This window comes from Microbacterium sp. FW305-3-2-15-F-LB2 (assembly GCF_058787255.1).
In genome coordinates this window covers 2918118-2931345 of record NZ_JBYSZO010000001.1, presented here as the reverse complement: position 1 = coordinate 2931345, position 13228 = coordinate 2918118, and the positions used below count along the sequence as shown (strand labels likewise).

Below are 13228 nucleotides of genomic sequence, written 5' to 3'. Positions count from 1 at the left end.
GCTGTGTGGGTTCGCCTCAGCGGCGGGGTGGGGGTGCGGCAATGCTGCCGCGGTCATCGATGACGGGCGCGATCAGGTCGACGACGTGGGTGTCCGTGGGCGTGGGGGAGTGCACACGGGAAACGAGGTGTTCGACGGCGCGGCGACCCAGAAGATCGGCTGCGCTGTCGATGGCGCTGTAGGGCAACGAGAACGTGCGGGCGAATTCGTCGGAGTAGCGCCCGATCACGGAGAGATCGGTCGGAGAACTCAGACCGCGGGAAGCGAGCACCGAGGGCAGGGCGGCAGCGGCGGCTTCGTTGTTGAGCAGAAGGCCGGTCGCGTCGGGGTGCGCGTCCAGAACGGCGTGGAGGTCCCGACCGATGTCGGGCTGGTGCGACGACCCGAAGATGTGGTGGAGCCGGATCCCGTGTCGCTCCGCCCGCGCCCGGGCCGCGTCGGCGAGACGCCAGACGTAGGCACCCCCGCGCTCCACGACGTGTTCGGGCTGGGATACCAGGGTGAGCTCGCGGTGACCCATCTCGTGCAGGCGGTCGACCATCAGACGTCCGGCCGCGTCGAAGTCGAGATCGAACGCATCCACTCCGCTGGGGTCTCCGGGCAATCCGACCAGAGCGCCGGGCTGGGCGACCGAGCGCAGTGCGTCGAGGCGCTCGTCGAACTCGGCGACGTTGAGCAGGACGAACCCGTCGACCATGCGTGAAGCGGCGATGCGGGAGAGCGCCCCCACTCCGTCGCTCTCCGTGACGAGGAGGGTGTCGAACCCGAGCTCCCGGGCTCGGTTGGTGATGCCGAGGATGTACTGCAGCATGGCGGGGGCGAACTCGTCGTCGAAGAACTGTCCGAGCAGAGCGAGCACGTTCGTGCGCGACGTCGCCAGCGCACGTGCACCGGCATTGGGGGTGTAGCCGAGTTCGCGTACCGCGCGTTCCACGTTCTCCCGCACGGCGGGCGAGATCGTGCGCTTCCCTGAGAGTGCATAGGAGGCCGTGCTGCGAGAGACGCCGGCAGCCCGCGCCACGTCGCCGATGTTGACCATGTCGCTGTCCTTTCTCTGCCGGGCTTCGGTGTCCGGCGGGATTTTCGGTGGTACCACCGAGTGTCCCCGCTCGCCGTCGTCTTCGCCGTGTCGAACTGGTTCGATTCGAACCGGTTCGACAGTACAATGAGGTCATCTCCTGCGCAAGAAGAAACCACAATCGATTCGGAGTCCTCGATGACGAGCGCCATCCCTTCCTTCGACCTGCGGCACGTTCCGTTCAGCCGACGCGGTTCGTGGCTCGATCTGTCCCCGGTCGTCGCGGCGCATCGGACGGTCGACGACGTGCACCTGGTCTCGCATCGGACCGGGATGCACGCCGTGCTCGCCCTGGAGCCCCAGCTCCGGTCCGACGTGCGTCGCGGGGGTGGCGCATGGGCGACAACGGCGGATGCCTCGGTCCTTCGCTGGACCTGCGACCTCGCCGGCGTGGAGGCGGTGTTCGCCGGCAATGACACCGTTCGGCTGCGCGGCGATGCCGGTTCGGCTCTCCGACTCACCGAGGTCGCTGCACAGCTGACCCCCTTCACCGGCATCTACCTCTACGTCGATCCCCGCGACGGTGCGGCGGTGTTCACGTCGTACGAGACCGGATGCCGTTACCGCATCTCCGTCTTGCGCGGTGATCTACGCATCGAGGGGGCCGAGGTCCTCGGTGTCGCCGAGAGGTCGGTCACGGTGACGGGACGAGCGGGCGAGAGCGGGTGGGAGATCGCCATCGAGGAGTTCGAGAGCTCGCGCCCTCCGTTCGCGACATCCCTCTCGTTCGACGACTGCGTCGCGGCGGTCGCCGACGAGTTCCGAAGTTTCGCCGCACGAGTGGCGCCGTGGAGCACGGACGCCGGCCTGCCGTCTGCGACCCGGGAGGCCTCGTTGCTGGCTGCGTACGTCCTCTGGTCGGCGACCGTCTCGCCCGCGGGCTTCTTCCGACGAGAAGCCGTCCTGATGTCCAAGCACTGGATGGACAAAGTATGGAGCTGGGACCACTGCTTCACCGCGATCGCCCTGGCACCCGGAGAACGGGATCTCGCCCTCGACCAGTTCCTGGTGCCCTTCGACAATCAGGACCCCACGGGCGCGCTCCCCGACTCCGTGGCGCACTCGGAACGGCTGTACAACTTCGTCAAACCGCCGATCCACGGGTGGGCTCTGGGCCGTCTGAAAGACGAGGGCATGATCCTCTCGGACACCGAGAAGCGGGATGTTTACGACAAGCTCGCTCGCTGGACTCGTTTCTGGCTGCAGGAGCGGCGGGTGCACGGACGGGCGCTCGCTCACTACCAGCACGGCAACGACAGCGGCTGGGACAACGCGACGGTGTTCGATCGGACGCGGCTGATCGAGTCGCCCGAGTTGGCGGCGGTCTTGATGATCCAGCTCGACGAGCTCGCTACGCTCGCCGATGAGATCGACGACGACCCTCAGCCCTGGCGCGCGGAGCGCGCGCGCATCGGTGCGGCCCTGGAAGAGCTGTGGCGTGGGGACGGCTATGTCGCGCGGGCCGTCGTGGACGGACTCGACGTCGGACGTAGCAGCCTGCTTCCGCTGCTCGTCATTGTCGCGGGAGATCGTCTCCCCCTCGCAGCGACGGAGGCGCTCGCCCGCGCCGTCGACGTGTTCTTGACGGAATGGGGGCCCGCCACCGAGCGCCCCGACAGCCCGTACTACGAGGATGACGGCTACTGGCGAGGCCCCATCTGGGCTCCGTCGACGATGCTTCTCGAAGACGGTCTGCGACGCTCGGGTCAGGCGGCGCTGGCCGACGACATCAGCGCGCGGTTCCGCCGTCTGTGCGAGCGGGGCGGCTTTGCCGAGAACTTCGATGCGCAGACGGGTGAGGGGCTTCGCGATCGCGCGTACACCTGGACCGCCGCCGTCTACCTCATCCTCGTGCGCGACGCGGCGCGACGCGGCGACCTGAAGGCCTGAGAGCGAGAGGCGGGCCGGATCCCGACTCCGGCCCGCCCCTCCCGCCCCGGGCCACCGATAAACGCCCGCTGCACCGAGAAACGCTGGGAGACCGCGTTTCTCAATGCAGTGGGCGTTTATCGAGGCTGCCGTGCGGCCTCAGCCCCGTTGCCGTGCGGCCTCAACCCAGCAGCGGCACGGCCCCCACGAGCACGCCGACCGCCAGCATCACGAGCGAGACGATCGTCGCGCGCCACAGGACCTTCTTGTGGTGGTCGCCGAGGTTGACGCCCGCGAGCGAGACGAGCAGCAGGATCGCGGGCACCAGCGGGCTCTGCAGGTGGACCGGTTGGCCGGTGATCGACGCACGTGCCATCTCGACCGGCGTGATCCCGTAGTTCGCGGCGCTCTCGGCGAGCACCGGGAGGATGCCGAAATAGAACGCGTCGTTCGACATGAAGAACGTGAACGGGATCGACAGCACGCCGGTGATGACGGCGAGGAACGGTCCCAGCGACGACGGGATGATCTGCGTGATCCAGTCGGCCATCGCGGTGACCATTCCGGTGCCGTTGAGCACTCCCACCAGGACGCCGGCGGCGAGGACCATCGAGACGACGCCGACGATACTCGGTGCGTGGGCGACGATCTCGTCGGCCTGCGAGCGGAGCTTCGGGAAGTTCACGATGAGCGCGAGCGCGGCTCCGACCATGAACACGAAGGCGAGGGGCACCACGTCCATCACCAGCAGTACCATCACGGCGACGGTCAGGGCGAGGTTGATCCAGATGAGCTTCGGGCGCAGGGTCGCGCGGTTCGGGTCGAGCATCGTGTCGGCCATCGCGGTGTCCGCGGCGTCGACGAGCTCGGGGGCGGCGACGGCGCTCCGGCCGCCGCGGACGGTGACGATGTTCCCCGTGCGCAGCGACGCGACGGCGCCGGGCTTCGGCTCGGCGCCGCGGAACAGCTTCGGCGCACCGAGGCGGCCGAATCCGCCGGGGGCGTCGAGCCGCGAGGTGTCGACGGATCCCGCGAGGCGCTTGCGCTCGGCCAGGCCGAGGAACCACGCGAAGGCGAGGGCGACGACGAGGCCCGCGAGTAGCGACGGCACCATCGGGACGAAGACGTCGGTGGGCTGCAGGCCGAGGGCCGCGGCGGCTCGGACGGTCGGCCCGCCCCACGGCACGATGTTCAGCGTGCCGTTCATGAGGCCCGCGACGCACGTGAGGACGACGGGACTCATCCCCAGCCGCAGGTACAGGGGCAGCATCGCCGAGGTCGTGATGATGAAGGTCGTCGAGCCGTCGCCGTCCAGCGACACCGCGCCGGCGAGGATCGCCGTGCCCAGCACGATCTTGGCCGGGTCGTCGCCGAGCACGCGCGTGATGACGCGGATGAGGGGGTCGAACAGCCCGACGTCGATCATGATGCCGAAGTACATGATCGCGAACATCAGCAGCGCCGCCGTCGGGGCCAGCTTGCCGATCGCGTCGATGACCATGTCGCCGATGCCGAACCCGGCGCCGGCGATGAGGCCGAAGATCGTCGGGACGACGATGAGCGCGACCATCGGGGTCAGGCGCCGCGTCATGATCAGCGCCATGAACGACAGCACCATGAGGAAGCCGAGGGCCACGAGCACGCCGTCGGCGGGCGTGTACGCCACGGCGTAGTCGGCCGCTTCGGCCAGGAGGATGTGGGGGGTCATCGCGACTCCTTCGTCGTGGATGCCGGCACGCTCCGCGCCGGGGATGGGGCGAGGCTACGGATCCGGGTGCCGCAGCGCGCGCTTGCTCGCATTGAGCGACGTTGTGCGCGTAGCGTGTGTTCTGCGCATTTCGCGCACGACGGCGTCCGGAGGTGTCATGCGATTCGCCACCCGGATGCTGCTGGTGCAGATCGGCACGATGGTGGCCGTCGTGGCCGTGTGCACCGCGGTGTTCGCGTGGCTCGGCATCCAACAACTCCGCGCCGAAGCGGACTCGTCCGCCCTCAACATCGCCCGCTCGGTCGCCGAGGCACCCGAGGTCCGCGAACTCGTCGCCGCCTACTCCGCGGACCCCGGAACCCCGGATGCCGCTGCTCTGCGCGGCGGGACGCTCGAGCGCTACGCCTCCGACGTCACCGCGCGGACCGAGGGACTGTTCGTCGTGATCACCGACGACCACGGCATCCGGCTCGCCCATCCTGACCCCGACCGTCTGGGACAGGTGGTGAGCACGAGCTTCGCCGACGCGCTGGCCGGACGCGAGGTCGTCACGTGGGAGACCGGGACGCTCGGCGAATCCGCGCGCGCCAAGGTGCCGGTGTATCCGCCGGGGGGAGGCGACCCCGTGGGCGAGGTGAGCGTCGGATTCGAGCGCGCGAGCGTGTTCGACGACCTGCCCGCGCTCCTGATCGGCATCGGCATCGCCGTCGCCGTGGCCGTGGGCCTCGGGGTCGCGGTGGCGCTGCTCATGCGTCGTCGCCTCGAGCGGCTGACACTCGGGGTGCAGCCGGAAGAGCTCGTCGCTCTCGTGCAGACGCAGACCGCCGTCCTGGAGAGCGCCGACGAAGGCGTCGTCGCGATCGACGACAGGGGCGTCGTGCGGGTGTGCACGGCGACGGCGGAGACTCTTCTCGGGGTGACGGGGGCGGTCGGGCGACCGCTCGACGAGTTGGGGCTTCCCGACGCCGTCGTCGTCGCGCTCGCCGGATCGGGTGCCCCGAACGGGATGCCGATCGGCGAACGCGTCGTCTTCGTCGACGTCCGGCCCGTCCGGCGTGGCCCGCGGGCCCTCGGCCGCGTCGCGGTGCTGCGCGACCGCACCGATGTCTTGGCGCTGTCCGACCGCCTCGACAGCGTGCGGGCGCTCGGCGACGCGCTGCGGGTGCAGCGCCACGAGAACGCGAACCGGGTCCACGCCGCGGTCGGCCTGCTCGACGCGGGCCGTGTCACCGAGGCCCGGGCGTTCCTCGCCGACCTCGTCGACCGGGGGTCGGTCGACTGGGCCGTGCCGGGTCTCGATCTCGTTGGCGACGCGATGCTGCGGTCGTTCCTCGGGGCGAAGGGCCTGTCCGCGCGCGAGCGCGCGGTGACCCTGCGGGTCTCGGAGGACACCTGGCTGTCGTCGATCGTCGACGACGTGGAGGACGTCGTCGCCGTGCTCGGCAACCTCGTCGACAACGCCGTGAGCGCCGCGGCATCCGGGGGCGAGCCCCGCGAGGTCGAGGTCGCCGTGCTCGGAGACGGAGCCGACGTCGTGCTCACGGTGGCCGACACCGGCGGCGGCATCGCCGACGTCGACGCGGCCTTCGCCCCCCGCGAGCGTACGGACGACCCCGCCGCGGTCCACGGCCTCGGCGTCGGCCTTCCGCTGTCGCGGGAGTTCGCCCGGCGGCACGGGGGAGACGTCTGGATCGTGGATGCCGGTGGGCACGGCCGCGGCGCCGTCGTCGCGGCGCGACTGCCGGGCGTGCTGCGCTCGCGCCCCGAAGGGGCTGCGCGACCGCCGGGTGCACCGCGGCCCGCGACCGAGGGGGAGAGATGACCGATATTCGTGTGCTCGTCGTCGACGACGACTTCCGGGTGGCCGGGCTCCACCGCGACACCGTCGACGCGCGCCCGGGGTTCACGGCGCTGGAACCCGCGCGCACGATCGGCGAGGCGCGGACGGCGATCGCCGCGTACGCCCCCGACCTGGTGCTCGCCGACGTGTACCTCCCCGACGGCGACGGGATCGAGCTCGTCCGGTCGATCGGCCTCGACGCCTTTGTGCTGTCGGCGGCGACGGATGCCGCGACGGTGCGGCGCGCGTTCGCGGCCGGAGCCCTGGCGTTCCTCGTGAAGCCGTTCGACACGCGCGTGCTCGCCGAGCGGCTGGACCGTTATGCGCGGTACCGCAACCTCCTCGCGACGTCGCGGCCGCTGACCCAGGACGACGTCGACCGCGCGGCCGCGGTCATGCGGGGCGAGCGCGACGGCGCGTCGCTCGCGCGCTCCGCGACCGAGCAGAGCGTGCTCGCGGCGCTCGGCGATGACGAGGCGTCGGCGTCCGAGGTCGCCGAGCGCATCGGTATCTCCCGTGCGACCGCGCAGCGCCACCTCACCGCCCTGGCCGAGCGGGGCGTGGTGACCGTGGGACTCCGCTACGGCTCGACGGGCCGCCCCGAGCACCGCTTCCGCGCCGGCGGCTGAGTCGCGGTGGGCGCCGGCATCCCCTCGTCCCACTTATTGCCGGTGGGAGGGACTGAGGCGGCGGGCGCCGGCACCCCTCGTCCCACTTATTGCTGGTGGGAGGGCTGAGGCGGCGGGCGCCGGCATCCCCTCGTCCCACATATTGCCGGTGGGAGGGGCGGTGGGTGGCCAGAACTGGGACATGCACCGCCAGAAGTGGGACGAGGTTCTTCAGCGCTCCAGCACGACCCAGCCGTGCGGGGGCAGAGCGGCGCGGGAATCACGCAGGACGCCGTCGCCGACGACCACCGTCGCGGCGTCGGCGGCCGGAAGCGACGCGGGGGAGTCGCCGATGTTCAGAGCGACGATCACCGCCTCGTCGTCGACCGCGGTGCGCAGCACGAGCGTCGTGTTCGTCACCTCGACCACGTCGGTGCGGGCACGCCAGAGCCACGGATGCCGTCGGCGCAGCGCGATGAGCGCGCGATGCGCGTCGAGGATGCGGTCGTCGACGTCGGTCACGTCGCCCGGGCTTGCGGGGAACTGCGGCCGCACCGCGTCGTCGCCGCCCTCGCGCTCCTCTTTCACACCGGTCCAGCCGAACTCGTCGCCGGCGTACACCGACGGCGTGCCGCCCACCGTGAACAGGACGGCGAGGGCGTGCGGCACGAGGTCCCCGCCCACCGCCGAGGCGATCCGCGTCACGTCGTGGTTGCCGACGAACGTCTGCGGGACGTACGTCGCCAGCAGCTCGTCGTGGCGATCGATCGCGTGGCTCAGCTCGAAGAAGTTGCCGTCGGCGATCCCGTGCCAGATCCCCTGCCACAGCTCGTACTGCGTCAGTGCGTCCATCGTCGATGCCTGGACGATCGCCGGCCCATCTCCGTGGATCACCTCGCCGAGGAACCATGCCCCGGGGAAACGCTTGCGCACACGGGGGAGGACGCGGGCCCAGAACTCCGCCGGCACCGCGTAGGCGGCATCCAGTCGCCAACCGTCGATCCCGCGATCGAGCCAGTGGCACATCACGTCGACCACGAGCTCGACGGTGGCATCCGAGGAGTGGTCGAGCGCCACGAGCGCCCCGTGCCCCTCGAAGACCTCGGGTTCGAACCGCCCATCGACCCACGCGCCGCGGAACAGCGCCGCGTCGCCGCCGTCGAGCACGCCCTGGAACGCGGGGTGCCCGCGCCCCACGTGATTGAACACGCCGTCGAGAAGCACCCGGATGCCACGCTCCCGCGCTGCGGCGAGCAGGCGGTCGAGGTCGCGGTCGTCGCCGAGACGCGGATCGACGCGGAAGTGGTCGACGGTGTCGTACCCGTGGGTCTCCGACGCGAAGACGGGGCCGAGCAGCAGACCGTTCAGGCCGAGCTCGATGACGTGATCGAGCCACGGCTCCAGGCGCTCGAGACGGTGCGTCGGCTCGGCATCCCGGTCGACGCCCTCACGGATCGGCGCGCCGACGAACCCCAGCGGGTACAGGTGCCACCAGAGAACGTGTTCGGGCCAGTCGGGCATGGGGTGAGGCTATCCGCCGGGGTCGGCTCGGGGAGACGGGTTGCGCCCGCCCCCTGTGTGCGTGAGGGGTCAAGAATTGTCGCCTCGACCGGGGCGGAGGCGACAATTCTTGAGCCCTCACGCGCCTCGGCGTTCGGCCGGGAGGGAGAACGCCCCGAGATCGATCGCGCGCAGGCGGGTCGACTCGATCGCCGCGGCGACGGCACCGATCGAGACGATGTCGGCGCCGAGCGGGGATGCCACGATCTCGGGCGGCGGCAGGTGCAGCGCGCCGGGGAGGGACTCGGTCGCCGCGGCGATGATCGGGGCGGCGCCGGCGGCGATCGCGCCCGAGATCACGACCCGGCGGACGTCGAAAAGGCTGCCGAGGAGGCCCGTCACGATCGCGAGCTGGCCGCCGACCTCGGCCGCGACGGCGCGGGCTCCCGGGTCGCCGGCGGCGGCGAGGTCGAGCACGCGCTTGGCATCCAGGTCGTCCGGGGACTCGTCCGCCAACGCGCTCCCGGCGGGGAGGGTGCCCGCCGCGATCGCCGCCCGCGCGGCGTCGACCGTGCGGGGAGCGAGGCCGAAGGCGCTGCCGACACCCTCGACCCGGTCGAACGCGACCGTCTCGCCGGCGCCGCCATGCGCGCCGCGGAGCAGGCGACCGTCGAGCCACAGCCCGGCGCCGAAACGCTCGCCGGCGAGCAGCGCCACGAAGTCGTCGTACCCGACGGCGGCACCCTGCGTGTGCTCGGCGACGGCCGCGAGCGACGCGTCGTTCTCGACCCGGATCACCGGTGCCCACGCGGCGAAGGTGTCGATGAAGTCGGGGTTCATCCGCTGCCAGAAGCCGTCGTGGTGGGCGGGCGAGCGGCCGGCGCGGTCGACGGGGGCGGGCACGCCCACGCACACCGCGACGAGGTCGCCCCGCGAGGCGCGCGCCCGGGTGAGGGTCGCATCCACGACCTTCTCGGCGGCGCGGCGACGGCGCTCGGGGGAGTCGCGCTCCGGGTCGATCGACAGGCGCGAGGTCGCGACCGGGACGCCGCGCAGGTCGGCGACCGTCGCCGTGACGTGTCCGCGGCCGGCATCCACCCCGACGACGAGTCCGGCGTCGGCGCGCAGCGCGAAGCGTCGGGCGGGACGCCCCTTGGAGTACTCACCGACGGCGCGGGCGTTCGGCATCTCGCTCAGCAGCCCGCGCGCGACGAGTTCGTCGAGCACGTCGATCGTCGTCGAGCGGGTCAGGGCGACCGCGGCCATCACGTCGCTCGCGGTGAACGCCTCGGCGTCCCACGCGTAAGCGAGCACGGCGTCGAGGCTGTGGCGTCGGAGCGAGGGCACCGAGGGTGTGGCATCCGTCATCGAATCTTGACTCCCTTCGACCCCGATGCAATACTGCCGTCAACACATTGATTTGGCGAGTAGATTTAATCACTGATTCAAGATCGCAAGGATGCGAGGAGGACACGTGTCGACAAAGACGGCAACGGTGCGACGAGGGGTCGCAGCGCTGACGGTGGCGGCGCTGGGGGCAGCGATGCTCGCCGGGTGCTCGGCCGATGGTCGCGAGACCATCCGCTTCACCTTCAGCAAGCGCGAAGCCCTCGCGTTCATGAACCAGGTGGTGGCGGACTACAACGCCTCGCAGGACACGGTCCGCGTCGAGATGGATGCCTCGGGCGTCGACGTCGTCTCGGCGAGCTTCGTCCGCGGCAACCCGCCGGACATCATGCTCGCGAACTACAACTACGAGGTCGCCCGCTTCGTGCAACGCTGCGCGCTCACCGACCTCTCGGGCACGGCTGCGGCCGCGACCGTCCGCGAAGACCTGCAGCCGCTGATGGACCAGTACGGCGTCTGCGCGGGACGGACGAGCGCGCTGCCGTACTCGGTCATGGCCTCGTCGGTGATCTACAACCAGGAGATCTTCGACCGCCTCGGACTCACGGTGCCCACCACGTGGGACGAGCTCATCCAGACCGCCGAGACCCTCGAAGCGAACGGCATCGCTCCCTTCTACGGCACGTTCAAAGACGACTGGACCGTCGGCCAGGGCTGGTACGACTACGCCGTGGGCGGGTCGGTCGACGTCATCGACTTCTTCGACTCGCTCGCGGCCGAGGGCGACCAGGTGGGACCCGATTCGAGCGTGTCCTTCGAGAAGGACTTCGCCGGCGCCATGGATCGCATGACCGAGCTCGCCACGAATTACGCCAATCCGGATGCCGACAGTCGGGCGTACGGCGACGGCAACCTCGCGTTCGCCCAGGGCCAGGCGGGCATGTACCTGCAGGGACCGTGGGCGCTGGGCGAGATCGCGAAGACGGCGCCCGACCTGCCGCTGGGCACGTTCCCGCTCCCGATGACGAACGACCCGAACGACCTCGCCGTCCGCGTCAACATGGACCTCGCCGCCATCATCCCCGAGGGCTCCCGGCATCAGGATGCCGCCCGCGACTTCCTCGAGTACCTCTACCAGCCGGAGATCATCGAGGCGTACAACGAGTCGCAGCTCGGCTTCGCCCCGACGAAGGACGCCCCCGCCCCGACCGACCCGCGCGTCGCGGGAATGATCCCGTACTACGACGAGGGCCGCATCTACCAGGGCGCGTCCGTGCTCGTCCCCAAGACGATCCCCACGTTCAACTACGCCCAGGCGATGATCCTCGGCGCCTCGCCCGAGGCCACCCTGCGGACGATGGACCAGGACTGGGCGCGCCTGGCCTTCCGGCAGCCCGCCGCGTCGACCACCGATTCCGCCGCCGAGGGAGACGTGCGATGACCACCACCACGACGATCGTCACCGGCGGGAAGGCGGCCGCGCGCCGCAGCTCCCGTCGCGTCGAGCCGATCTATTACTTCTTCCTGATCCCGACGCTCGTCCTGTTCACGCTGGCGATCACGGTGCCGGGCATCATCGGCATCTTCTTCAGCTTCACCGACTCGATCGGGATTGGGGAGTGGAACTTCGTCGGACTGACCAACTACATCGCGATCTTCAGCGACCCGGCGATCCTTCAGGCCTACCTGTTCACGTTCGGCTTCTCGGTGGCCACCGTGATCGTCGTGAACGTCGCGGCGTTCCTCCTGGCCGTCGGTCTGACCGCGCAGATCCGCTTCAAGAGAGCGCTGCGCACGGTCTTCGTCATCCCGATGGTGATCTCGGGCATCATCATCGCCTACGTCTTCAACTTCCTCTTCAGCAACTCCGTGCCGCAGGCCGGGTCTGCTCTCGGCATCCCGTGGCTGGAGTCGAGCCTGCTCGCCAACCCCGACCTCGCCTGGCTCGCGATCGTGATCGTGACCGCGTGGCAGGCGATCCCGGGGACGCTGTTGATCTACATCGCCGGCCTCCTCTCGGTGCCCGGCGACGTGTACGAGGCGGCCGGACTCGACGGGGCCGGCAAGGTCCAGCAACTGCTGCGCATCACGCTGCCGCTGGTCGCCGGATACGTCGTCATCAACGTCATCCTCGGCTTCAAGGGTTTCCTCAACGCCTACGACATCATCGTCGGCCTCACCGGCGGAGGACCCGGCACCGCGACCCGCAGCGTCGCGATGTCCATCATCTTGGGATTCAACGGCGGCGACTACGCCTACCAGATGGCCAACGCGGCCCTCTTCTTCCTCGTCGCCGTCGTCATCTCGCTCCTGCAGCTCTCGCTGACGCGGGGAAGGAACACCCTGTCATGACCGCCGTGAACCAGCCCGCGCTCGCGTTCGAGCAGGCCGAGCTCTCCGTCTCGTCCCGCCGCCGCTCGGGCGCCCGCTTCCGCCGCGTCGGCACGGAACGCATCAGTTGGTCGACGACGACGATCCTCGTGCTCTGCGCCGTCACCGTGCTCCTCCCGCTCTACGTCACCGTCACCATGGCCCTGAAGAGCGGAGCGCAGGTCGTCGACGGAAACGCCTTCTCGTTCCCCGCGCCGATCAGCTTCGACGGGTTCGTCCAGGCGTGGACGCTCACGAGGTTCCCCGTGGGTCTCGCCATCTCGCTGCTCGTCACCGCGGGCACGGTCGTGGCGACGATCGTCCTCGCCGCGTTCGCGTCGTACGCGATCGCCCGCAACTGGGACCGCAAGCTCTTCCGGTACTCGTTCTTCTACCTGCTCGCGGCGATGTTCATCCCGTTCCCCGTCGTGGCGCTGCCGCAGATCCAGCTCACCGGCCGGGTCGGGCTCGACAACCCGTTCGGTGTGATCATCCTCGCCACGATGTTCCAGCTGAGCTTCAGCGTGCTGCTGTTCACCGCGTTCCTGCGCTCGATCCCGCTCGAGCTCGAGGAGAGCGCGCGCATCGACGGTGCCACGACCTGGCAGACGTTCTGGCAGCTCATCTTCCCGCTGCTCGCCCCGATGAGCGCCACCGTCGGGATCTTCGCCTTCCTGTACGCGTGGAACGACTTCATGATGCCCTCGCTCATCATCAGCGATCCGGCCTTGCAGACGCTTCCCGTGCGTCAGAACCTGTTCCAGACGCAGTTCAGCAACAACTACAACGTCGCCTTCGCCTCGTACCTCATGGCCATGGCCCCCGCGATCGTCGCCTACCTCTTCACCCAGCGATGGGTGATGGCCGGCGTCACGCAGGGCGCCGTCAAGGGCTGACCCGCCACCCCC

At 70.1% G+C, this 13228-nt stretch carries 10 protein-coding genes; 6 read left to right on the top strand and 4 right to left on the bottom strand.

Translation table 11 applies throughout. From position 1 onward, the window contains the following. Positions 1–16: 16 nt before the first annotated feature. Entirely contained in the window at positions 17–1039 is a 1023-nt protein-coding gene (locus tag AC3WLZ_RS14205) for a LacI family DNA-binding transcriptional regulator (protein ID WP_412925558.1), read from the bottom strand. Positions 1040–1216: 177 nt separating this feature from the next. Here AC3WLZ_RS14205 and AC3WLZ_RS14200 point away from each other — a divergent pair, with 177 nt between their 5' ends. Continuing rightward, complete coding sequence (locus tag AC3WLZ_RS14200) at positions 1217–2968, top strand: amylo-alpha-1,6-glucosidase (protein WP_412925557.1); 1752 nt, start codon at positions 1217–1219, stop codon at positions 2966–2968. A 160-nt stretch (positions 2969–3128) separates the two neighbouring features. On the opposite strand, the gene citH is transcribed toward AC3WLZ_RS14200, so the two are convergent. Next, positions 3129–4655: a citrate transporter CitH gene (gene citH / locus AC3WLZ_RS14195; protein ID WP_492470474.1), complete on the bottom strand. Its 1527-nt coding sequence runs from the start codon at positions 4653–4655 to the stop codon at positions 3129–3131. Between the two features lie 157 nt (positions 4656–4812). Between citH and AC3WLZ_RS14190 the strand changes: the two genes are divergently transcribed. Both AC3WLZ_RS14190 and AC3WLZ_RS14185 read left to right on the top strand, forming a co-directional pair. Continuing rightward, positions 4813–6477 (top strand): sensor histidine kinase, encoded by a 1665-nt coding sequence (locus AC3WLZ_RS14190; protein WP_492470473.1) that lies wholly within the window; start codon positions 4813–4815, stop codon positions 6475–6477. After that, positions 6474–7124 carry a response regulator gene (locus AC3WLZ_RS14185; protein WP_492470472.1) on the top strand — a complete coding sequence of 217 codons (651 nt, stop codon included), beginning with the start codon at positions 6474–6476 and terminating at the stop codon, positions 7122–7124. Before AC3WLZ_RS14190 ends, AC3WLZ_RS14185 begins: the two co-directional genes overlap by 4 nt. 210 nt (positions 7125–7334) lie before the next feature. Here AC3WLZ_RS14185 and AC3WLZ_RS14180 read toward each other — a convergent pair whose 3' ends face one another. Next, positions 7335–8624 carry an alpha-amylase family glycosyl hydrolase gene (locus tag AC3WLZ_RS14180; RefSeq protein ID WP_492470471.1) on the bottom strand — a complete coding sequence of 430 codons (1290 nt, stop codon included), beginning with the start codon at positions 8622–8624 and terminating at the stop codon, positions 7335–7337. 117 nt (positions 8625–8741) lie between these two features. Next, complete coding sequence (locus AC3WLZ_RS14175) at positions 8742–9971, bottom strand: ROK family protein (protein WP_492470470.1); 1230 nt, start codon at positions 9969–9971, stop codon at positions 8742–8744. Between the two features lie 91 nt (positions 9972–10062). Between AC3WLZ_RS14175 and AC3WLZ_RS14170 the strand changes: the two genes are divergently transcribed. The 3 genes from AC3WLZ_RS14170 to AC3WLZ_RS14160 are packed head-to-tail and all read left to right on the top strand — an operon-like array spanning position 10063 to position 13216. Then, entirely contained in the window at positions 10063–11391 is a 1329-nt protein-coding gene (locus AC3WLZ_RS14170) for an ABC transporter substrate-binding protein (protein WP_492470469.1), read from the top strand. Beyond that, positions 11388–12302, top strand: a complete 915-nt coding sequence (locus tag AC3WLZ_RS14165; protein ID WP_492470468.1) for a carbohydrate ABC transporter permease — start codon at positions 11388–11390, stop codon at positions 12300–12302. Before AC3WLZ_RS14170 ends, AC3WLZ_RS14165 begins: the two co-directional genes overlap by 4 nt. Then, entirely contained in the window at positions 12299–13216 is a 918-nt protein-coding gene (locus AC3WLZ_RS14160; protein WP_492470467.1) for a carbohydrate ABC transporter permease, read from the top strand. The genes AC3WLZ_RS14165 and AC3WLZ_RS14160 overlap by 4 nt, the downstream gene beginning before the upstream one ends. Positions 13217–13228: the final 12 nt, after the last annotated feature.